Annotated in this window: 27 protein-coding genes and 1 tRNA gene; all 28 read left to right on the top strand. The window is 40.3% G+C overall.

The features are described from left to right. The first annotated feature begins 129 nt into the window (after positions 1-129). The 28 genes from PCY11_RS02085 to PCY11_RS01950 all read left to right on the top strand — a co-directional run bounded on the left by PCY11_RS02085 (position 130) and on the right by PCY11_RS01950 (position 22,666). The gene (locus tag PCY11_RS02085) at positions 130-579 is read left to right on the top strand and encodes a hypothetical protein (protein ID WP_049506695.1); all 450 of its coding nucleotides are present in this window, start codon (positions 130-132) and stop codon (positions 577-579) included. A gap of 96 nt (positions 580-675) precedes the next feature. Next, a tRNA-Lys gene (locus PCY11_RS02080) sits at positions 676-750 on the top strand. A 55-nt stretch (positions 751-805) separates the two neighbouring features. Then, the gene (locus PCY11_RS02075; protein WP_009732616.1) at positions 806-1,348 is read left to right on the top strand and encodes a site-specific integrase; all 543 of its coding nucleotides are present in this window, start codon (positions 806-808) and stop codon (positions 1,346-1,348) included. A gap of 213 nt (positions 1,349-1,561) precedes the next feature. Then, entirely contained in the window at positions 1,562-1,879 is a 318-nt protein-coding gene (locus tag PCY11_RS02070; protein WP_061604992.1) for an HNH endonuclease, read from the top strand. Positions 1,880-2,009: 130 nt separating this feature from the next. After that, a complete protein-coding gene (locus PCY11_RS02065) occupies positions 2,010-2,354 on the top strand; it encodes a hypothetical protein (protein ID WP_009732618.1) in 345 nt (114 codons plus the stop codon). Next, on the top strand, positions 2,351-3,991 hold the full coding sequence (locus PCY11_RS02060; protein WP_301362382.1) for a terminase TerL endonuclease subunit: 1,641 nt from the start codon (positions 2,351-2,353) through the stop codon (positions 3,989-3,991). Before PCY11_RS02065 ends, PCY11_RS02060 begins: the two co-directional genes overlap by 4 nt. 13 nt (positions 3,992-4,004) lie before the next feature. Further along, positions 4,005-4,262 (top strand): hypothetical protein, encoded by a 258-nt coding sequence (locus PCY11_RS02055; RefSeq protein WP_301362381.1) that lies wholly within the window; start codon positions 4,005-4,007, stop codon positions 4,260-4,262. A 52-nt stretch (positions 4,263-4,314) separates the two neighbouring features. Next, positions 4,315-5,466, top strand: coding sequence for a phage portal protein (locus tag PCY11_RS02050; RefSeq protein WP_049472230.1), 1,152 nt, complete (start codon positions 4,315-4,317; stop codon positions 5,464-5,466). Beyond that, positions 5,447-6,217: a head maturation protease, ClpP-related gene (locus tag PCY11_RS02045; RefSeq protein WP_301362380.1), complete on the top strand. Its 771-nt coding sequence runs from the start codon at positions 5,447-5,449 to the stop codon at positions 6,215-6,217. Before PCY11_RS02050 ends, PCY11_RS02045 begins: the two co-directional genes overlap by 20 nt. Before the next feature lie 15 nt (positions 6,218-6,232). Further along, the gene (locus PCY11_RS02040) at positions 6,233-7,345 is read left to right on the top strand and encodes a phage major capsid protein (RefSeq protein ID WP_118228308.1); all 1,113 of its coding nucleotides are present in this window, start codon (positions 6,233-6,235) and stop codon (positions 7,343-7,345) included. A 16-nt stretch (positions 7,346-7,361) separates the two neighbouring features. Beyond that, on the top strand, positions 7,362-7,652 hold the full coding sequence (locus PCY11_RS02035; protein WP_301362379.1) for a phage gp6-like head-tail connector protein: 291 nt from the start codon (positions 7,362-7,364) through the stop codon (positions 7,650-7,652). Continuing rightward, complete coding sequence (locus PCY11_RS02030) at positions 7,646-7,831, top strand: hypothetical protein (RefSeq protein WP_301362378.1); 186 nt, start codon at positions 7,646-7,648, stop codon at positions 7,829-7,831. Before PCY11_RS02035 ends, PCY11_RS02030 begins: the two co-directional genes overlap by 7 nt. Next, the gene (locus PCY11_RS02025; protein ID WP_031575417.1) at positions 7,824-8,201 is read left to right on the top strand and encodes a hypothetical protein; all 378 of its coding nucleotides are present in this window, start codon (positions 7,824-7,826) and stop codon (positions 8,199-8,201) included. Before PCY11_RS02030 ends, PCY11_RS02025 begins: the two co-directional genes overlap by 8 nt. Then, positions 8,194-8,598, top strand: a complete 405-nt coding sequence (locus PCY11_RS02020) for a hypothetical protein (protein WP_049488161.1) — start codon at positions 8,194-8,196, stop codon at positions 8,596-8,598. The genes PCY11_RS02025 and PCY11_RS02020 overlap by 8 nt, the downstream gene beginning before the upstream one ends. After that, positions 8,595-8,975 carry a hypothetical protein gene (locus tag PCY11_RS02015; protein WP_031575424.1) on the top strand — a complete coding sequence of 127 codons (381 nt, stop codon included), beginning with the start codon at positions 8,595-8,597 and terminating at the stop codon, positions 8,973-8,975. Before PCY11_RS02020 ends, PCY11_RS02015 begins: the two co-directional genes overlap by 4 nt. Positions 8,976-8,989: 14 nt before the next feature. After that, complete coding sequence (locus PCY11_RS02010) at positions 8,990-9,595, top strand: major tail protein (RefSeq protein ID WP_301362375.1); 606 nt, start codon at positions 8,990-8,992, stop codon at positions 9,593-9,595. An 87-nt stretch (positions 9,596-9,682) separates the two neighbouring features. Continuing rightward, positions 9,683-10,321 carry a hypothetical protein gene (locus PCY11_RS02005; RefSeq protein WP_301362374.1) on the top strand — a complete coding sequence of 213 codons (639 nt, stop codon included), beginning with the start codon at positions 9,683-9,685 and terminating at the stop codon, positions 10,319-10,321. 44 nt (positions 10,322-10,365) lie between these two features. After that, the gene (locus PCY11_RS02000) at positions 10,366-10,659 is read left to right on the top strand and encodes a hypothetical protein (RefSeq protein ID WP_009732631.1); all 294 of its coding nucleotides are present in this window, start codon (positions 10,366-10,368) and stop codon (positions 10,657-10,659) included. Positions 10,660-10,724: 65 nt separating this feature from the next. Further along, positions 10,725-10,850 (top strand): hypothetical protein, encoded by a 126-nt coding sequence (locus PCY11_RS01995; protein WP_301362373.1) that lies wholly within the window; start codon positions 10,725-10,727, stop codon positions 10,848-10,850. A 38-nt stretch (positions 10,851-10,888) separates the two neighbouring features. Next, complete coding sequence (locus tag PCY11_RS01990) at positions 10,889-15,220, top strand: phage tail tape measure protein (protein ID WP_301362372.1); 4,332 nt, start codon at positions 10,889-10,891, stop codon at positions 15,218-15,220. Then, positions 15,220-15,915: a phage tail protein gene (locus PCY11_RS01985; protein WP_301362371.1), complete on the top strand. Its 696-nt coding sequence runs from the start codon at positions 15,220-15,222 to the stop codon at positions 15,913-15,915. Before PCY11_RS01990 ends, PCY11_RS01985 begins: the two co-directional genes overlap by 1 nt. After that, on the top strand, positions 15,912-19,775 hold the full coding sequence (locus PCY11_RS01980; protein ID WP_301362369.1) for a phage tail spike protein: 3,864 nt from the start codon (positions 15,912-15,914) through the stop codon (positions 19,773-19,775). Before PCY11_RS01985 ends, PCY11_RS01980 begins: the two co-directional genes overlap by 4 nt. Before the next feature lie 14 nt (positions 19,776-19,789). Then, positions 19,790-20,011: a hypothetical protein gene (locus tag PCY11_RS01975; RefSeq protein WP_049472245.1), complete on the top strand. Its 222-nt coding sequence runs from the start codon at positions 19,790-19,792 to the stop codon at positions 20,009-20,011. Further along, positions 20,011-20,700: a hypothetical protein gene (locus tag PCY11_RS01970; protein ID WP_301362368.1), complete on the top strand. Its 690-nt coding sequence runs from the start codon at positions 20,011-20,013 to the stop codon at positions 20,698-20,700. Before PCY11_RS01975 ends, PCY11_RS01970 begins: the two co-directional genes overlap by 1 nt. A 19-nt stretch (positions 20,701-20,719) precedes the next feature. Continuing rightward, a complete protein-coding gene (locus PCY11_RS01965) occupies positions 20,720-21,001 on the top strand; it encodes a hypothetical protein (protein WP_031575451.1) in 282 nt (93 codons plus the stop codon). 15 nt (positions 21,002-21,016) lie between these two features. Continuing rightward, the gene (locus tag PCY11_RS01960; RefSeq protein ID WP_301362367.1) at positions 21,017-21,277 is read left to right on the top strand and encodes a phage holin; all 261 of its coding nucleotides are present in this window, start codon (positions 21,017-21,019) and stop codon (positions 21,275-21,277) included. 67 nt (positions 21,278-21,344) lie between these two features. Next, positions 21,345-22,190 (top strand): lytic exoenzyme target recognition domain-containing protein, encoded by an 846-nt coding sequence (locus PCY11_RS01955; RefSeq protein ID WP_301362366.1) that lies wholly within the window; start codon positions 21,345-21,347, stop codon positions 22,188-22,190. An 11-nt stretch (positions 22,191-22,201) separates the two neighbouring features. Further along, positions 22,202-22,666 (top strand): hypothetical protein, encoded by a 465-nt coding sequence (locus PCY11_RS01950; RefSeq protein ID WP_301362365.1) that lies wholly within the window; start codon positions 22,202-22,204, stop codon positions 22,664-22,666. The last annotated feature ends 12 nt before the right edge of the window (positions 22,667-22,678 follow it).

Below are 22,678 nucleotides of genomic sequence, written 5' to 3'. Positions count from 1 at the left end.
TTGGAGCGATCCTAAACACTTAGCAAAGTATACAGAGAAAGAATTCCATGATAGATCCGAGGCACTTGCTTACCGTGAAAGTTTAGGATTGAATGGAATTATAGAAGTATACTGCAGGGAGGTTAGTAAATGAATTTAAGAAGCAGGTATGGGTATTTAATACTAGCTTTGAAGCAGTATCCGTTTGAAAAAGAAATTAAGGAACGTATCGAAGAAATTGAAGTACCTTGGAAACCAACCGATCCAAATACAGGGATCAAGAGTAATAAGGTAATGACACCGAAAGCGCTGGCCGATATCATCAAGAAAGAATCGGATCCAGAACTGCATCGTCTCGAACTACTTCGAGAAGCAATCAGCACTATCAAAATTTTGACACCCGAAAAACAATGGGCAGCAATCAAAGAAGTATACATTGATGGAACTCTAACTGTGGAGGGAGCATCAATCAAATACTTACATTGCAGTAAATCTCTTGCCTACAAGGAAGTGATTGAGCCATTCTTTAGCGGGCTAGAAAAGAAAATCTATGAACTATCTGTGAACACTAAGATTAATATTAATTTGGAAAAAAGTTAAAAATACAGTCGAAAGTGTGGAAAAAATTTAAAAATAAGGTGGTAAAATTATATCATCGGGTAAAACCGAAGAGAGGTCTCCTTATAGAAAATTGGTTGAGGATTAGCTTAATTTGGACAAGAGCACTGGATTTTTAATCCAGGGACACAGGTTCGAATCCTGTATTCTCAATAAGTGTAAGTCAGCAATGCTGGCTTTTTATTTTACCTTGGAAGGAGGTGAGTCGATGAACATTGTGGACCCAATCAGGGATAAGGATGATATCCAAGCTATGAAGGAATATCTACGAGAATGGAATGAGCGGAACTACTTGCTCTTTTTATTTGGAATCAATTCCGGATTACGAGTGGGCGACATTCTTCGAATACGAGTAAAGGATGTGCAAGGTTGGTATATCAAAATCAAAGAGCAGAAGACTGGAAAAAGGAAACAGCTCAAGATGACAAAGACTTTGAAAAAAGAAGTCAGAGAGTACATCAAAGATATGCCACTGCATCATTATCTGTTTCAAAGTCGCATCGGAAAAAACAAACCACTGGACAGGCGGACAGTCGATTGGATATTGAAGACCGCAGCTATCGAGTGTGGGATTGAAAACATTGGCACCCACTCGATGAGAAAAACATTTGGCTATCATTACTACAAAAAGACTAAAGACGTGGCAATGCTCATGGATCTATTTAATCATTCATCTCCTGCAATTACGCTGAGGTACATTGGGATTAGACAAGATCAACGAGATAAAGCCATGTCTAATTTTGATTTATAGTTACCAATTAGACACAACGAGTAAAACGCTAATTAGTTTTATTAGTTACCTGCTATTCATTTATTTCACTGGCTTTTTAATGCCGGGGCGAATCAGACAGAATATAAGATATGTCTAATTCAAGAGAGAAAAACAATATAGTTTTCAGAAATAATATAATGAATTTCAGAAATAGATAATTGAAAGTATGAAATGTTACAGAGGATTTGAGAATTGAAAGTAGATGTTTCGACAAGAGAAAGTCGCAGAGAGTTTTATCTTTCAAAATCATGGAGACAATTAAGACTCGAAGCAATGAGTCGAGATCATTTTGAATGCGTCTGGTGTCGAGATGAGGGGAAGGTGACTACAGATAACCTCGAAGTCGATCACATCAAAGAGCTGGAATATTATCCAGAGTTTGCTTTAGATATAGACAATCTTCGTACTCTGTGCAAGGAGTGTCATAACAAGCGACATCATCGCTTCCAATTTCGCAAATCATCCAAACTGCAAAATAAAAATTTTCGTTCTGACGAATGGTGGGGATGAAAATTTAAAATTTTGAAAAACTCAAAGACCCCCCGGTCGAAAAAAATCGAAAAAAATCGGTCTCTGGGAACCGGTGGGAGGGGTCGATTGTCCAAATGCAAAGCACTATTTTTTAAGGGGGAGGGGGCTCATGGAAGAATACTCAGAAAAAAATATAAAAGAATTGGAAAATCAGTTACTTTCCAAAATCGGCAATTTCAGCACACGAAAAAAAGATGCGATCCAGTATGAGAAAGTTCATCGCTATCTATACCTGGTCCGTCTACTGTATGAATTGAAAGAACGGCTCAAACAAGACGGTTTAGTTATAACCGTCCATAACGGTCAGCAAAGATTTCAAAAGGCAAACTCGTTGATCAAAGAAATCAATACGACCAGCAATCAGCTACTAGCGATTGAACGATCATTTGACTTTGAGGTTGAAAATTCACCAGTTGAGAAGAAACCACCATCAGACGGAAGTGATCTATTGTGATTTCTCATCCTCTGATTGATGAATACATCGAACTTGCCGAATCAGGAAAAATCAAAGTCAACAAAGAACGCTCACTGTTATTTAAAATCATCAAAGAAAAGATATATCCAAGGGATGATCTTTATTTTCACAATGAATTGATAGAAAAATATATTCAGTTCACTGAAAAAAATTTCTTTCCACTTGCTAAATATCAAAAATTCTTGACACCGTTTATATTCCTTTTCAGGAAAGAAGATGGCGAACCTCAATTCGATGAATTCCTTCTTACTTTGGCCCGTGGTGGTGGTAAGAATGGTTTTATGTCTAGTCGAGATGCGTTTTTTATCAGCCCACTGTATCCTATCCGAGATTATGATGTGACTATCACAGCCAATTCGGAGAAACAGGGGAAGGTATCTTTTGAGGAGGTTTATGAAACCGTCCAACGAAGAGGATTGGAAGATCATTTTTATTTAACAAAAATGTCTATTACAGGCCGAGGGAACAACTCGGTCTTTTCTTATCGGACTAACAATCCAAAGACAATGGACTCAGCCCGTGATGGTTGCCTTGAATTCGATGAAATTCACCAGTTTGAAAATGACTCTGCTGTTAAAATTCAGCGGTCAGGGCTTGGTAAGATCGCCCATGCTCGCACCTTCTACAACGGTACCAACGGGCATGTCCGTGAAGGTTTTTATGACAAGCTGATTGAGAAGTCGATGAAAATCTTGAACGGTGAACTTGATGAGTTCCGCTTTTTTCCGTTTATCTGCAAGTTGGATGATCCGGAAGAAGTGGACGATATGAGCAATTGGCCAAAAGCGAATCCTATGCTGGATGAGACAACTCCTTACGCTAAACGTCTGCTTGCCAGAACGAAAGCTGACTATGACGATTTGGAATTAGAACCGTCAGGCAGACAAGAGTTTATGACAAAACGGATGAACCTGCCAGAAGCAGACATTGAAAAAGATGTGACCACTCGTGAAAAGTTAATGGCTGCATTGAGAAGCCCTGGCATAGATCTCTCAGGAAGATCTTGCGTTGCTGGTTTTGACTACGCAAGCATCAGAGACTTTGCCAGTGTTGGACTGCTATTTAAAAACGGTGATGAGTTTATCTGGAAGCAACACAGTTTTGCAAGAAAACAATTTTTGGATATGTTTAAAATCAAGGCTCCAATTCGTGAATGGCAGGAGCAAGGCCTCTTCACCATCGTAGATGGTCCAAGTATAGATCCAAGATTACTTGTTGATAAATTGATTCAGTGGCGCAAGCTGTACAATATCGAAATTGTCTGCGCAGACGGATTTCGAATGGATCTGCTGAAACCATTGCTGGAGGAAGCTGATTTTGAATATGAATTTTTACGAAATCCAGGAGCGATACAGTCGAAGGTAGCTCCAATTATTGAGGACGGATTTGCGAACGAAAGATTCATTTTTGAAAACGACAAATCAATGCTCTGGTATACCGATAATACCTTTGTCAAAGAAGACAAAGACGGAAACAAGAGATTTTTGAAAAAGGAACCGCTGAGACGAAAGACTGACGGTTTCCATGCCTTTATTGCTGCTCTCTACAAGAGAGAAATCATTCAAGAGAGTACTGTTGGAGACTTTCTTGATGTGATCAAAGATTGGGAATTTTAGAAAGGATAACAAAATGAACAAACGAATGAAAAAGAAACAGCAACTTGAACAAAAGATTCAAGGACTTGAATGTGAGCTTGCAGTAGTAAGCAAAGAAAACATGGAATTGTTGAACAAGATTGGTTCAATTAGTGCTGAATTGAATGCTTTGAGCCAGTCCGTGAAACGACATGAAGATATTTGCGGTCAAAATGTCTTACAAACAAATAAAGAGTTTGAATCAATCAAGAAGGAACTCAAACGCTCCAAAAAGACTTTCTTTAAACGATAAAAAAATATCCGGGTGGGTGGTAGGCAGAAAATTTTAGAAAGGAGGAGGTGCCTTGGGATGGCTAAATTTATTCAAGCGAGAAGTTCCGGAACCAAGTTTTGAATTTGATGAGCTGGAGCGGATCTTTGGAAATTTACAACTAAAGAGCCTGTCGATTGACAAGGCTGCTGAGTTCGTGGCCCGCATCTTTGCGAGATCTGAGTTCAAATTCATCGATAATGGGAAAAAGAAGGCTACTGATTGGGATTATCTGCTAAATGTAAGGCCCAATAAGAATGAATCAGCTTCTGAGTTTTGGCAAAAGGCGGTTTATCGCTTATTGACCAAAAACGAAGTACTAATTTTCTTATCGAATGACGATCAGTTATTAATTGCTGACTCGTACATCCGACAGAAATATGCTGTATTTGATGACACATTCACATCTGTAAGCTGTCAAAATTATACTTTCCAGAAACCATTCAAAATGAACGAAGTCATTTTCTTACAATACAACAACAATCGTCTCCAAGAATATTTCACTCAACTCTTCAACGATTATGAAAAACTACACACTCGACTGGTTGAAGCACTTGCACGGAATAATCAAATCCGTGGAGTACTCAGCACTAGAACGAATGCAAGTTTTGACGAATCAAAACGTGAAAAGATGCAACGATATGCAGACGGTCTCTTTAAATCATTTACGACCAAGACAGTAGCGATTGTCCCAGCTCAAGAGGGGATGGAATACTCTGAGCTAACCAATACTACAGGTACATCGAATTTGTCTGTAGATGAGCTGAAAAAGCTCCGTAGGCAATTCGATGATGAGGTAGCCGACATCTTAGGGATTCCCACTGCTCTGATGCATGGGGACATGGCTAATCTGGAAAATAGTCAGAAGATGTTTAATAGCTATTGCTACCAGTCGCTTGTGAAGAAAATGAGCGATGGTCTGAACTTTGCTTTACTAAGTAAAAGCGAGTACAAGGACAATAAGCGACTAGTCATTGTTGGTGAAGGGCAAAGAGACAAATTCTCGCTTGCTCAAAGTATTGACAAGCTAATTTCTTCGGGATCCATGCTTATCAATGAAGTCCGTGAAGAACTCGGTCTTGAAGCTGTACCGTGGGGCGACAAGCCTCTGATCACTAAGAACTATCAACTTGGTGAGGATGTAGAGAAGGGAGGTGAGAAAGAAGATGAAAGTGATTCCGATTAAAGGAACAATCGTGTCAAACGATGATGTTTGGCTTTATGATTGGTTTGGTTGGGACTGTACCGCCCCTAAAAACGTAGTACTTCCAGAAACTGGTGAGGACATCGAAGTTCACATCAATTCAGGAGGAGGAGATGTATATGCAGGTAGCGAAATCTATACTGCATTACGGGCCTACTCAGGGAAAGTAGTTGTTAAAATCGTGGGAATTGCTGCAAGTGCAGCGAGCGTTATCGCAATGGCTGGTGATGTCGTAGAAATTAGCCCTACTGCTCAAATCATGATCCACAACGTGTCATCACGAGTTGACGGAGACCACAACACTCTACTACATGAAGCTGGAGTACTTGAAGGATTTAACAAATCAATCGCAAATGCTTATGTTGATAAGACTGGAAAAGCATTGGATGATTTATTGGATCTGATGAACAAAACTACCTGGTTCGATGCTGAATCAGCAGTAAATCAAGGATTTGCTGACAGGATCATGTTTTCTGGAGAAATTGCTCCTGCATTTGCTGCAAGCGAAACTCCAATGATTCCACATGATTTTATTGACAAGACGAAATCAGCAATGACTCCTGATGTTGATAAAATTGCCGAATTGGTAGCTAATAAGCTGGAAGCTCGACAAATCGCAAAAGAGACTTTTGAAAATAGTGAATTTGTACAGAAAAGATTCACCCTTCCAGAAAGTCCAGAAAATAACACAAACGAGGCTGCACCTAAAGGGTTCGGCTTTTTTGCATTTTAGAAAGGAAAAATAATAATGACAATGAAATTATCAAACAAATTCAACGAAATTCGTCAGAACTTCTTGAACGCTGTAGCAAATGGCGCACCTCAAGAAGAACAAGCGAAGCTCTACAATGAAATGATCGAGTCAATGACAAATGAAATGATGGAGCAAGCTCGCAATGCCGCTCATGAGGAAGTTTCAGCAATGAACCCTTATGATGCTAAATTGACTGCGGAAGCTCGTGAATTCTTCAACGACATCGACAAGACTGCCCCTGTGGGAGTAGAAAAACTCTTCCCACAAGAAACAATCGACCGTATCTTTGATGATATGGTGAAATCTCGCCCACTCTTGCAACACATCGGATTGCGGAACGCTGGCATCCGCCTTAAATTCCTCAAATCAACTCAGACCGGAACAGCTCTTTGGGGCAAGATCAACGGGGAAATTCAAGGCCAATTGAAACAAGCCTTCAACGAAGAAGAAGCAATCCAAAACAAATTGACTGCATTTGTAGTCATCCCTAAAGACTCTGAAAAATTCGGACCTGCTTGGTTGCAATCATTCGTATCTGCTCAAATCACAGAAGCGTTCGCTGCTGCTTTGGAAGCTGCCTTTTTGAACGGTGACGGAGACGGCAAGCCCATCGGTCTTTCTCGTACCCTCACTGGAACTGCAGCTGGCAATAAAACAACTTTTGCAGAAAAAGAGGCCCAAACTACAAACCTTACATTTGCTGACTCTGCGACAGTTGTTAAAGAATTGACTGTGGTGTACAAACATCACTCTGTTAAGTCTGACGGCAACCCAGTAGCAGTTGAAGGAAATGTCGTGATGGTAGTCAACCCAGCGGATGCGTGGGATGTCAAGAAACAATACACTTCCTTGAACGCTCAAGGAACGTATGTAACTGCAATGCCGTACAACTTGATCTTGGTTGAATCAGTTGCTCAAACCGCTGGTAAAGTGACTACATTCGTCAAAGGTCGCTACGATGCCTTCGTAGGTGGTGGAATCGAGTTTGGTCGCTTCACTGAGACTTACGCTCTCGAAGATTTGAACCTCTACACTGCTAAGCAATTCGCTTATGGTAAGGCTCATGATGAAAAGACTGCTGCTGTCTGGGTATTGAAAATTAAATAATAGGTGGTGACACCGAATGGAAGACACAAAACAATTTCATCCGCTTCTAGGAACATTCAAGGAGCGGATGAAAATCTTTCATGATGCAGAAGACTGGAATCTTTCAAGGATGTTAGTCTCATCCGAAAAAGCAATTCTCGACTTAACAGGAGCTTTTGATTTGTCAGATTCTCGCACTGAAGAGCTTGTCTTGGAACGTGCAAGATATCTGTACAATGATCAGGTCGAGTTTTTCTTTGCAAATTTTCAAGGAGAACTCCTTGAGTTATCACTTCAAAACCACCCAATAGGAGGAAAAGAGTGCTAGAAACAATCCAAGATTTCTTTGACTTGAAAGAAAATGTTGTCCGACACGTTGGAGACATTTTTGAAGTTGATGATGATCGAAAAAACGAATTGATGAAGAAATTACCTGATTTTGTTAAAGAATACGATTTAGTAGCTTCGAACAATCTAAGCAAAGATGTAGTTGTGGAAGATGAATAAGCCTGAGTTTAAATACAAGAAACCAGAAACCAATACAAGTGAATTAAGAACTCCTGTGGAGTTTTATAACTCAAAAGTACTTGAAGGATTAGATGGCAGGGATGTGAGCTTTGAAAAAGTATTTTATACATTTGCTAAAGTTTACTCACCTAGTTTAAAGGATATCGAAATTTCAACAGGAAAATCAATGACTGCAAAGATGACCTTAAAAATAAGAGATCCTTTAACAAGTTATCAACCTGACAATAAGCATTTTGTACAAGTGAATGATCACCGATTAGAAAATAAAAAATGGCAGATCATTGATGTTCGTCCCGATTATGACAACCGTGATTATTTAATTGTTGTTATTGGTGGATCAAATGACTAGTGGCGCTACATTAAGAGGCTTCGATGAAGTCATCCGAAATTTAGAAGCAAAGCTTGGCGATGCGAAAGTGAGAAGGTCTGCGAATAGAGCTTTGAAAGGCGCAGCAACTGAAACGCTTGAAGACTTTCAAGTAGCTCTAGAGGTTTTCAGAAAAACCGGAGAAACAATCGAAAGCGCAACAGTCGGAAATGTAACGGGTGCTTTTGAAGGAGTGCCAATGGTTAAGCTTGGTTTTGGTGCTGGTTCACGTTGGCGGTTAGAACATTTGAACGAATTTGGATATGCCAAAAAAGCCCATCCAAGGGGATTTGGTGTTATCCGAAGATTTTCGGAAGCCAACAAAGAAAAATTTAAGTATAGGTTAGCAACTAAATTGAAAGGAGAAGGGCTTGGATGATTAAAGACAAGATATCAGAAATATATGATGCTCTGATGAGCGATGAGGAACTTTCTAAGATCACTATCAAATCGTTTGAGCGTCCTGAAACCTTACCAACAGATCAGACGAGTATTGTTATTATCCCACTAGGGCCACCTATCCAAAGTGACCAGGGAAGTAATACAAGCTTTTCGAAAACATTTCTTTATCAAATCAACGTTGAATCGACCAACCGAATTGAATGCAAAAAATTGCAAGGGTTAGTCGAAAAGGTGATGGAATCGCAAGGATTCTACCAAATTGCTGGGGGCCTAGATGAATGGATCCCTGAAATCAAACGCTATGCAGATGCTAGGACCTACAAAGGGAAGAGCAAACTGTATGACGATTATTAGAAAGGAAATTTAATATGACACAACAAAAACAAGGTACAGCGACAGTCGGTTTTAAAAGTTTGACAGTTCGCATTTTGGATGGGAATCAAACCCCAACAGAAGGAGAAAACCTCTTCATCATCCAGGGTAAAAAAGGAGAAGGTGCGACTCAAACCGCTAAGATCTCTGGTCTTGCAGTTGACCCTACAAAAACATTTGGAAGCAACATCGCTTACCATGTAAACAACCGTGGAGTAGGAGATGTCAAGGTAGAGCTTGGCCTCTTGGACATCCCAGTAGCACTTTACGTTAAAGCTCTCGGCTACGAAAACGATGATGACATCCTTGACTTTGGAGCTGACACTGTTTCAAAAGATGTTGCGATCTTGCTCGAATCAAATACCGCAGATGGTAGTGGAGCTTACTACGGTTTCTACAAAGGAAATCTGTCAATGGATGCAATCGATCTAAACACGATCAAAGATAAAGCTGAAGAGCTTGCTACTACAGATGTATCGTTTGCTGCAGGCGCAAGTACTGATGAGCAAACCAAGAACAAGTACGGTACAATGTACTTTGGTAGCGATGAAGCAAAAATCAAGAAATTGAAAGCCAAACTTGGTATGGCAGTAGCAGGATAATAATTGGGGCATTTAGCCCCTTTATTTATCTTTATATCGTTGTAAACCTTTACAATTATTGATATAATAAGTTGTGGAGGTTTTGTTATGAAAAATAAGAAAAATACAGTTTTAATAACATTAACCATTATGATCACTCTAGTTTCCATTGTACTTGCTATTATGCTCGTAAATTCCAATAATCAACTTTCTAAGACACACAAGGAATTAGAGAGCGTAAAGGAAGAGAAGGACAGAGCTGTCATGGTAAAAGATAAGCTCTCTACATACGTATCAAACGTAGATCACGATTTATTTCTGGAAGCAAATGATTTCGTTCTTGGAATGAATTCATTGACTAGTTACAAATTTGGGGACGGAGTTCTTTTCGACAAAACTCAAATTGCTGTCAGCGAACCGAAAAAACAAACTTCCGGAATGCTTGCGATGAACCATGACTCTAAAAGTTTCATCCCAGTAACGGCAACACTGACTATAAAAAATAACGACTCATCGAATATTGAATTCAATCCAGGTAAATTCCTTGCGAGCGATGACAAAGGTAATTATCTTGCTTATGATTCCGTTATGTCTAACGATGATACCGTTTCTGTTCAATCGGATAAAAGTGTCGTCATACAAGCCGGGAAAGAGGCAACCATAACTATATTTTATGCGATGGATAATGACCATTCGGATAATGATGTCAATAAAATTGAATTTTTAAATAAAACTTGGACAAAATGAAATAAGCACCATTCGGTGCTTTTTTAATTATAGAAAGGCAAACAATGTCAAAAATTACATTTACCATGAAGAACGAAGCTGGAGAAGATGTACTTTACTCTAGTAAAGAAATTACTACTCGTGATTATCGTGATTACCTTGTACTAAACGACTCACTCACATCAGACAAGACAGAAGTCGAAAAATTGGATCAGCAATTAGGCTTCATTGCGTCACTATTTGAGAATGTGACAGTAGAGCAATTGCTAGAACATACTGATTTTGCTAAAATCATCGAAGTGTTTACGGAAATTTATGCTCATCTTGTGGGTGATGTAGACCCAAAGGGGAAAAAATAGATCCTAAAAACGCATTAAAACGTTTCTACAAATTCGTTAAGGAAGTTGCTGATGGACCATATAACATGAATGTCCATGATGTGATGGAATTAAGCTGGGAAGATCTGATCGGAATTATTGATCTTGATAAAGATCAAGCCGAAAATGCGTCTTTAGATCTAGCTGACATTTTTGGAGAAATGGAAGCATAAAGCCTCTTTGGGCTTTTTTGTTTGTAAAAGGAGGAAAAATGGCAGGTGGAACGCCACTAGGACAAATGTATATCGAACTAGGGCTGGACGTGTCAAAGTTCAATCCTAGCTTAACAAGTGCAAAGAACGCTGTGAAGTATTTCCAAAATAATGTCAAAGCGCTCGATAGCACATTGAAAAACAATGGTAAGAGTACTGAACTCCTCAAAGCAAAATACAAGTCTTTAGGACAAGCCATTGAAGCACAGAAAAAAGTACTCGATCAAATGAAGCAGAACTTCGACAAGCTCGATCCTGGATCTGCTAAATTTGACAAAGCTGCTGCTGATATTGAGCGAGAAAATGCTAAGTTATCAGCAATGGAAGGGCAACTGTACAAAGTTGAACAAGCATTGAAGGCTGTAGGCCGTGAAAATAGCTTTTCAGGTAAAATGGAAGCCCTTGGGAAGAATTTGGTTAAAAGTGGAGATCACATTCAAACATTCGGTAAGAAAGTTTCTGATTTTGGTGGGACATTGACAAAAGGTGTCAGTGCTCCATTGATTGCAAGTGCTGGATTTGCCTTAAAAGCTGCAATCGACTATGAAACGGCATTTGCAGGAGTCAAAAAGACTGTAGATGGAACACCGCAACAGTTTGATAAGCTATCTGCTAGTATTCGTGAGATGGCAAAAGAAATGCCTTCAAGTGCAGTTGAAATTGCCAATGTTGCGGAAGCAGCTGGACAATTAGGGGTGCCAATTGGAGCAATCAAGGACTTTTCAAAGACCATGATCAATCTTGGTGTTTCTACCAACTTGAGTTCTGAAGAAGCAGCATCATCAATTGCTAAAATCGGAAATATCATGCAAGTTTCTGGAAAAGATCTGGGTACATGGTCTGCGCACTTTGGATCAGCGGTAGTAGATCTTGGTAATCATTTTGCAACAACAGAACGTGATATTGTCGAAATGACCAATCGTTTGGCAGCGGGCGGAAAGCTTGCTGGATTAACAACGCCTGAAATTTTAGGGCTTGCCACTGCAATGAGTAGCGTAGGTATAGAAGCTGAAGCAGGTGGAACTGCGATGAACCAGACACTTACTGGTATCGGGAAAGCTGTTGCTGGAGTTGGCAAAGGAGCAAAAGAAAAACTTCAACTTATTGCAAGCACAGCAGGAATGACAGCAGAACAATTTTCTACTGCATGGAAGCAAAAACCAGCTGAAGCTTTGCAAGCATTTATTAAAGGGCTCCAGAAAGCTCATGAAGAAGGCAAAAACATGGATGGTATCCTTGCTGAACTCGACATGTCTGGAATTCGTCAAGGGAACATGCTCAAATCACTAGCTTCTGCGTCTGACAAGATGGGAGAAGCTGTCCGTAGGTCAAATAGTGCGTGGAAAGAAAATACAGCTCTTACTACCGAAGCTCAAAAACGCTATGAAACGACAGAATCTCAATTAAAAATTTTTAAAAACCAGATCACTGATTTGGCAATTGAATTTGGTGGACCACTTTTGAAAGCTATGAATTCTGGCTTGCAAGCTGCAAAACCTTGGATCCAAAAATTGGCGGACATGGCTAAGGCATTTAGTGAAATGAGCGAGTCTCAACAACAGAATATCATCAAATGGGGACTGCTTGCAGCAGGCGCAGGCCCAGCCTTGTCAATTCTTGGTAAAGGTATCGGTGTGATCGGTGGTATTACTAAAGGCATCGGCTTCCTTACTCAAGGAATTGGTAAAGTCGGAGGTGGACTTTCTGTATTAGGCAAGACCTTCGAATTGTTTAAACAAGGAAACAGTCTTTCTTCTGCGTTTAAAACAGCAACAACAGGGATCACAGCAACAGGAGCGGCTGCAGAAAGCGCAGCAACCAGCACATCATTATGGTCTAAAGCTCTTGGATTTTTAACCAGCCCCGCAGGATGGATAACTGGCGGTTTATTAATTGGTGGTGTTGCCACTAAATACGCTTTAGATGCACAAGAAGCGGAAAAACGTACTCATTTATGGGGCACTGCTGTCAATGAGTTACAATCTAAGGAATTGAGCGGATTGTACGACAAAGTACAAGAAGCAAAGAAAGCAATGGTTGACTTTGGTGCAGGATCAACTAAAAGTGTTGAAGAAGTCCGTAAAAGCGTGCAAAGTTTAGGGCAAGATATTACCGATTTAGTTGACAAAAATACCAAAAAGAAAATTGAGCTAGCTGAGAAATTGGGTCTGTCTAAGGAATCTCAACAAGCAATTGCTGAAGGCGCTGAACGTACCAAAACAGTTGTTAACGATTTGACAAGTCAGATCACAGATATTTATCAAAGAGCATCAGACCAGCATAGAAATATCACCAGAGAAGAGCAACAAATTATTACAGCTAACCAAAATGAGTTGATTAATATCCAACTCAAGAATATGAAATATTCGGGCGCTGAGCGTGTAGCAATTACAAAAGCAATTAATGGTGAAATTAGCGGGTTAAATCGTGAGCAAGCTCAACGATCGCTGAGCGAACTTTTGAAATGGATGGCTGATGAGAAAAAAGCCTACGATGATCGCAAGAAAATTTTGAAAGATGCAATTGATAGTATCAAGGGAACAGATGCGGAAAGTGTTGCATCACGCAAAAAACTAACTGCAGAATTGCAACAAATCGAAGCAGATCACAACGCTAAAATGGAAGCCTATGGAGTCCGCTATGCTCAACTGGTCAAGAAATTCCGTGAAAGTGGAATTGATGGGATTGGTGAGCAGGTCGCTAAGATGTACCAAGAAGCCTTTGAAAAGACTGGTCTATCGTTCGAAGAATTTGAAAAGAAAGCTATTAAGGCTGGAAACTCGATCCAACAAACCAGCTCACTTTGGGCACACGAAATCGACGGTATGTCTGAGAAGCAAATCCAAGCTAACACTGCATGGAACTCAATGGTCTGGGATTTGAAAGAGGGCAAGGTTAAGACTAACGCTCTCGATATCATTAAAGAAGCAGCAAGCGCAGAAGATGGCTGGAATCAAATGGAATTCCTCTTGAAGAATGCAAATCTTGAGACTAACGCTAAAATGATGATTGGCCAAGCGCTTGTGGAAGTCGATAAGTGGAACACACTTACACCAGAGCAGAAAGAACTTGTTGTTGGTAATAATCAAGGGATGAAAGCTGTTCTCGATAGTAAGACATTGCTCGAACAATACAACGCTATGCCAGCAGCAGTCAAGGAACTCTTGATGAAGAATACTGACTTTCTTTCGTCTGGTGAACGTGCCACAGCAATCATTGAACGCTGGAATACACTCACACCAGAGCAGAAAGAACTGATCTTAAAAGATGCTGCAAGTGATAAGGCTGAACGTGTAAGACTGGCAGTTGATTCGTTAACTGGTATGGCTCACGTAGTCAACTTGGACGCAGAAGACAAGACAAAGAGCGCTATCGCTAGTGCGATGTCTAGCATCTTAACACTACCTACCGACCATAAGACGGACTTGATTGCAACTCCAGACGGTGTGACACTGGGAACTAACCAAGCTATGGGGGCTTTAGGACTATACAACGGATTCGCTGTACCAACCAAACAAATTACCGCTGATCCAAGCAATGCGAATAATGCTGCACAACAAGCGATTAATAAGCAACAAGAATGGAACAGCACACCGTCTCCTGTCAAACCACAGTTAGGTGATCCAACGGGCGCTATCACTGCTGCACGACAAGCGATTGATAATCAAAACGCTTGGAACGCTACACCAAGCCCAACTAAGTCCATAACAGGCGATAGCACTAGTGCGGTTAATGCTGCGAACAGTGCTACCAATGCTATCAACGGTATTCCAACAAGTCACCACACGACTATCACTGCTACAGAAGTAGTAAATAAAGTGGTCAACTCATTCTCCCGTGTTTTTGGATCAAGACACGAAAAAGGTACGAACTTCCACGAAGGTGGTCTTGCAATGGTTAACGACCAGCGAAATGCAGTCTATAAAGAAATGGTAACATTACCAGACGGGAGCTCATTCATACCAGACGGACGGGATGTTGTACTCAACTTGCCTCGTGGATCCAAAGTATTGCGAGCCGATAGAACTAAACGATTGATGAAAAATCTCGGTTTTCCAAGATATGCGGCAGGGGTCGGAATCCCAGAAGATGCTAAATTCTTGCGAGAAATCAAAAATGCCAGCAAGCAATTTTCGTTTAAAGATAATTCTACCGGAAATAGCTACAGTGGTGAAAATATCGTTGCTGAGATCGCAATTCTGAGAGCAAGTTTAGAAAAGATCCTTACTGCTATTCTTGAAAAACCGTCAGAAACCTATTTGGACGGTGATGTTTTAGCGCAGAACAGCTATCAAAGATATTCTAAAATTATGGCAAGGGAGGGAATCTAATGTTTAACATGATTATAAATGGATTTGACACTGGATCAATCCCAAACTGCTATGTGACAGATTTTGGAGAAGACCAGACGGCAACACCAAGGGTCGAATCAAATACGATCTATGGTGCCAACGGAGATTATAATCTTTATGATGGAGCTTATGACGGGTACGATAAGACAGTAAATCTATACGTTGTTAAGACAAGCGAAATCGAAACGATTGTAAATCAATTTAAGCCGGAAGATAATAAAATAGAGTTTAGTCATCGACCAGGCTCTATTTTTTATGCTGATTTTCAAAGCGCATCCTTTAAACAAAATGGCTTGCACGCTTGGACCTTAGAAATTAAGTTAAAGATGCATCCATTCCGTTACTTAAATAATAATGCCGTAGTCACTTTGGCAGGTAACGGTACAGTAAACAATCCAGGAACTGTATATTCTGAACCAGTCATCACAATCGAAGGCAATGGAGATGTATCTCTCACTATCGGGAAGCAAACCATGCAACTCATGATTGATACAAAGGCAACAATCGATTGCCGTCATAAAAAACAAAATGTCTATGACAAAAATGGAAATCTGAAAAATACATTGAGAAAAAGAGGTGGATTCTTCGAAATTGCTCCAGGTACGTCTGGTATTGCAGTTTCAGGCACCGTCTCAAAAATCACAATAAAAGGGAATTGGAGGTATAAAGTATGATCTATCTGCAAGAGGGAAATTTTCCTCTTAATGAAGCTTTTAGCTCCGAAATCGTTCAGGAAGCTAACAGCACCTACCAGCTTACCTTTAAATTTCCCACATCAGACCCAAAATGGGCATTGTTAATTCCGGAAACAGAATTAGTTGCTGATGACTTGCACGGAGAACAGTACTTTACTATCTTTGAAGTCGAAAAGCAACACGGATATGTCACAGTATACGCCAATCAAGTAGCTACATTGTTAAATGGTTATTCTATCAACAAGATCAATGTCGATCGAGTGAATGGAGCAACCGTAATGAATGCGCTTGTTGCCGGGTTCAAACGAGAAACACCATTCACATTCTTTTCTGATGTAATGTCAAAACACACCCTTAATTTAAAAGATATCTCAGCGATGGAAGCTTTGGCCAAAGACAAGCACTCCATCGTTGGGCAGTGGGGTGGAGACCTTGTCCGGGACAAGTACAGCGTCCGATTGCTAGAACATGGTGGAATCGAAAACGAATCATTATTTGCCTACAAGAAAAATATGAAGTCGTTCCAAGAAACAAAATCCACCAAAGAGTTGAGAACACGGATCCATTTTAAAAAGGTTATTGAAGCGCACGAGGAAGGAAAGAAAGATCAGATCCTAACCGTGACCATTGATAGCCCACTGATCAATAAATACAAGCATATCTACGAAGCAGATATGGAAGTACAAGACCAGGATGTAGTGGATCAAAAGACACTTGAGGAATACGGCAAGCGCTATTTCCGTGAAACTCTGTGTGACATGATCGAAGAAAGCCTTGAGATTGATGTTGTCGGCCAGGCAGATCAACCAGTACACATGTTTGATATCGTGAGCATCTTCCACGAGGGCTACGATGTCGATTTGCGAAAAAAGATCACGAAATACAAGTTTAATCCAATGAGCATCAAGCTTGTCAGCATCGGTTTCGGTGAAGTTACTAGAACTTTAGCAGACTCGATTTCAGGAATGGTCAATGATTCCGTTGAGAAGAAAATGAAGTCTTATGATGCTGAATACGAAGCGAAAGTGCAGAAGCTTGTAGACAATGCTAATGCTGAGTATGACAAGCAAGCAAAAGAGCTGGAACATAAAATCACTGATGGAATCGAACAAGCGAAAGCGCAAGCTGAAGTAGTCAAGCAGGAAATTTCGGCTAAAGTAACTGAGAAAATCAATGCAGCAAACCAAGCAAATAAAAATGAAATTGTAGAAGAATTCAAAGCTCAGTACAATGGCATTGAAGTGAAGATGCAAGGATTGAAAGCTACTACTGACCAATTAAAGACCAGTGATGCAGATATCAAGAAAATAATCAATGACTTCAAAGATCAAACACAAAGCCAATTTGTAGGAGTCCAAGGCGCACAATCACGATTTGAACAGACGACTGAAAAAGCTATCTCCGACCTCACTAATGTGGCCAATGGCAAGGCTGATCGCTCTTATGTCGAGCAGACAGTGAATGGAATTAAAGAGCAACTTACCTCTTCGAGAATCGGTGGGCCTAACTTAATTCGTGATACTGCTTATAAAGAAGGTACGAAGTATTTTGGCAGCAACGGGATTACAAAAATAGGGAACCATCCATTCTATTTTAACGGTTCAAAACCAATACTTATTTTCTCCAACAATGACCGAACCGAAAAAGTTATAAGTTCCAATCGGTTTTTGTTAGAAAAGAATACAGATTACACTCTTAACTTTAGAGGATTTAACAATTCAGCTTTAACATCTTATGATGTTTTCGTTCTTGGCAGACGGAATGGTGAAACTCAAGGCTTCACTATTATCAAACAGTTGATTAATGGCAAGAAATTAAGCATTAGTGACCTAGAAAGTGTATCGGTCCAATTTAATTCTGGAGATATTGATAATGCCTATTTACGTTTTGATAATAACGGAACAAATGGCGGTCAATCTGATTTATATATTGCAGAAATTGACCTTTATAAAGGGACTCAAAAAAGGCCGTGGCAACCAGCACTTGAAGATCAAGAATATTTAGTAACACAGGCTCAAGCTACTTTTGAAAGAACTATCCAAGGTCTCTCGACCCAATTAACACAACTAGAGAGCAAAGCTGGTCCAAATGGCGAACTTGAACAGCGCATGCAGACCTACTCTGAGAAGGCTGCAGTTGATGCCCTGAAAGCAACAAGGCAGATTCTAGAGCAAGGCTACATAGCAAAAGCTAAATATGATGAAGATGTAGCTGGAATCAATCGAAGATTTGAAAGTGTTGCGACAGATACAACACCAGACAATCTTATCAGATTTGCGGACACATTAACTGAATACAGTGTATCCAATAATAATAATAATAATAATAGGCTTTCAAGGTCGGAAGACGGAATCTTCAAAATGAAAATTGATGGGTCTCCGTCCACAACATGGCTAGGACCTTGCTTCCCAATCTATATTGATCGTATTTTGCAAGGTGATGTATACTCTATCGCATTTGATTACATGATCAAATCTAGTGTAGAGGTAGACAAAGGACTAGCATTTGCATTAAAAAACCATTCAAACAATACTGCCATATTTGCTCAAGGTTTTGCTGACAAAAATACACCGAAAGATAGATGGATTCGAGCAGAATTCCATTTCACTGCCAATCGTGATTTTGAGTTTAACAAAACAGGAAATTTCCCATTCTACATCTATGCTATCAATAACGGAGAGTTTTGGATACGAAATCCAATTTTAGTCCGTGGATCTAAGATTCCAGCATTTAGGCCCAGCCCACTGGATAAAGCTGGCACTTCAGAGACTAAAATTGAGTCTAAGATTGCCGAATACAAACAGACCGTAGATGGGCAATTCACAACAATAACCAATCAAATGGGTGACATGTTGAGAAAAACGGATATCCAGATCACTCCTGGGCAGATTAGTTTTGGTGTTGGTAAGGAAATTAGTGGAAGAACCATCAGTTCCTTGCTAGTACAAGAGCCAGAATCCATTGCTTTAATTGCAAAATTGATTAAAGTAAAAGGGGACATGGTAGTTGATGGATCTATTTTAGGCCGTCATATTGCAAGCGAGAGCGTGGAAACTGGTCACATGAAAGCAGGATCAGTAACTACACCAATTTTGTCCTCAAACTCAGTCACGGCTGATAAGGTGTTGGTAGATTCGGCTATGATTGATAAGCTGGTGTCAAATCAAGCTTTCATCAGAGAATTAATGGCCCAAAAAGCCTTTATCACGCAACTTGCCTCGATTGATTTCTCTGCTGAACGTATTAGTGGTGGTAGGATTTTATCTAATAAGGGAGCGATGAAAATTGACCTAGATAACTCGGAAATTGATTTTAATGAAAACGCTCGAATTGAATTTAAGTCTGGTAAAAATGTACTCTTTAGACAACGCACACATCCTCAGAAGAAGCACAACACTATCGGAGCGTTGATGTTTAAAGATTCCGTACATGGCGGTGTTGCGACCACTTTAGGAAATACATCTCATAAATGGATCAACGAAATGACCGACAACCCATCAGATGCTGGGGCGGACGGATCTTTCGCCGGTATCAGAATATTTCGTGATAGTCGTGAAACTCCTTACGACAGGGTGGAATTAGTCGGAGACCGAATCCAATTTAGACACTCTGTGCGTCAAAATGGCGGACTACAATTTCAAACTACTGGATTCACAGTTCCTTCGCACGGGGAAGGAGGGCATGCCGGAGCGTGGAATTTAGGCGTACTACTTGAACATTTCAGACAGAATTTTGAAATAATACGCAAAAAAAACCCTTCATGGGGGCTTAATATATATGACTTCCCATTCTACAATATCAATTCTGATCAAACAATTCCATTTGACCAATATATCTAATAAGAGGTAGCAAAATGAACGAAAGCACATACATAGCAATCATCACTGATTTAGCCAACCAATTGGCGAATAAGACAATCAACGAGGCTGAATTTAAAGCCCGACTTACTAAATCTCAGGAACATGTAGCACAACTTGTAAATGAAGTTGAAAGCTATCGCTCTGTCCTAGAGTCTGACAAAGATTTAAAGGATCTATTTGAAGAAATTAAAAACAAAAACGAGGTAACAAACTAATGGATTACAAAGTACAATTTAAATCATACGATGCAGTAGCCAACACTACGAAAGTAGCAATCAAGCAAGATTTTCCGTACCGTGTCTTTGAAGAAATCTTGCCAACCAATCGCATGACCGAAGATGATGCGACACTGGTTGAAGCAGTATTGAATATCGTCCGCATGGAGTTTGACACATCTGGCGCAGTCGTAGCGATCAAGAAAGAGCTAGACAAATCTGTCGAAGCTAACAATGATGCTATTGCTAAAATCCAAGCTCTAACCAAAGACAACGAAGAAAAAGCGAACCAAATCCAGAAGATCAAAGAAGTGGCAGAATGGAATGTATTGGCCCGTGTGACCGATGTTGAAAATCCACTTGATCCTACTGTATTTAAACGTGGTCTTGAGTTGGTAGACCTTGGTCAATCTGGTAAAACTTACCAACCACAAGAAATCTTTACTGTTGAAGATCCAAATCATACAGAAGCATTTGGTGAAGGCAAGCGTGTCATGATCCAAGTGACCGAACCATTTACTTATCAGGGCGAAACCTTGGATCAATTAAACAGCCTTTTCCAAAATGGTAAGATTGGCATCTGGAAATGGGCTAGACCAAAAGAAGAGAAGGAAGAGAAGCCAGGACAACCTTCTGGTGACCTTGAAACTCAACCAGTGGCGACAGCTACACCACAACCAGTACTTTAATTAGAGAGGGGCGTGATCTATGATCCACTTTACACCAGAAGATATCTCGATGATGGTCGGATTTGTCGGGATCTTACTTGGAATTTACGGTAATTTTAAAGGAAGTGTCGTGGCACAAGAAAAACGCATGGTCGTGATCGAAAAAGACATTGAAAACATGCGTGATTTTCGTCTGACAGCAGTTAGACGACTCGATAACCACGATGAACAGAATAAGTCTCTATTGATCCTCGCAGAGCAGGTCAAAGCCTTGAGCGAGGATATGAAGGAACTTAAAGCATTAATTCAAAACAAAAAATAATTAAGAGGTAACATTATGAAAATCAACTGGAATGTACGTTTGAAAAATAAAAACTTTTGGCTTGCCCTTGTACCAGCTTTGGCTTTGCTTTTCCAAGCATTTGCCGATATCTTTGGCATCAAATTGGAGTTTGGCCAAACAATTGATAAAGTCCTTGTATTTATCAATGTACTGTTTGCCTTTCTTGTACTTGTAGGGATTGTTAACGACCCTACAACATCAGGATTGAGTGATAGCACACGAGCATTAGGTTATGAAGAACCTAACCAAGATTAATATTTTCGTACTAGCGACTATCTTCTTTTGGATAGTCGCTTTTGATTTTAGAAAGGATTGAAAAAACATGAGTGTACAACAATCTATAGTTAACGGTTTTACAAGCCGTCGTGGGCTGATTACATATTCGATGTTAGGTTCTCGCAACGGTTCAGATGGGACAGGGGATTGCTCTGGTATCATGTCGCAAGTATTGAAAGAATCGGGTATCCCAATTCAAGGTTTGCCATCAACGGTGACACTTGGGCAGCAACTCGCAAATAACGGCTTCTATCGTGTGAGCCGTAACCAACCATGGGACGCTCAAATGGCCGATATTATTCTAATGTCATGGGGTGCCGATATGTCTTCATCTGGTGGCGATGGTGGGCATGTCGGGGCAATGATCGATGATACATACTTCATTTCTTGCGACTATTCGACACAAGGAGCAGTCGGACAAGCTATCAATACCTATCCTTGGAACGACTACTACAGCTGGAATAAACCAGCTTATATCGAGGTTTGGCGATATGCTGACACAGCACCACAGACAAACAACCAAGCAAACACATCCGTACAACCGCAAGAAAAGGCTTACTACGAAGCAAATGAGGTCAAATACATTAATGGTATCTGGCAAATTAAATGTGACTATCTAGCGCCCGTTGGCTTCGATTGGACTGAAAACGGTATTCCCGTTTCGATGGTAAACTGGGTCGATAAGGACGGAAACAACTTACCAGACGGAGCAGATCAAGACTTTAAAGCCGGAATGTACTTTAGCTTCGAGCTTGATGAAGCTCATATCACGGACACTGGCAAAGGTGGCTATTATGGTGGCTATTATTGGCGATTGTTTGAATTTGGCCAATTTGGACCAGTCTGGATTTCATGTTGGGACAAGGACGACCTGGTGAACTATTATAGCTGAGGTGGTGAATTATGCGCATTAATTCAACGAACCTAAAACAATTTGAAGGAGGGGCAGTCGTCAAGCAAGGCGACTCTGCCTCACTTTTTGGATATGAGCTACTGGACGAGCAAATGCGACCAATCAGTGATCTAAATGGCAAAAATGCCACAATCCGGATCTTTAATCAAAAAGGAAAGGCTACATTTGAGAGTACAGTAGAGAAATCAAAAGTTACTTTTAAAATTGGGAAAGCCCTACCTATTGGATCTTATTTGGTAGAAGTCGTTTGTGACGGGTATATATTCCCCAGTGATCGCTCAACACGCTTGGATATTACCCGTTCAGCGGACGAATTTACAAGCGTGGAAGTTCTTTCGCTTGTAAGAAACGATGTCAAGACTGAAATCGACAAGTACATTGCAGAACATCCAAATGGACCACAGACGGAAGAACTCCCAGATCTAACCGTACTATATAACCTAGCTAAAATTTAAAAGGAGAAATAA

It is taken from the genome of Streptococcus sp. SP8, from assembly GCF_030440045.1.
Taxonomy (GTDB): domain Bacteria; phylum Bacillota; class Bacilli; order Lactobacillales; family Streptococcaceae; genus Streptococcus; species Streptococcus parasanguinis_I.
The sequence above is the reverse complement of the archived record's forward strand: the minus strand, read 5'-3'. Positions and strand labels throughout refer to the sequence as shown.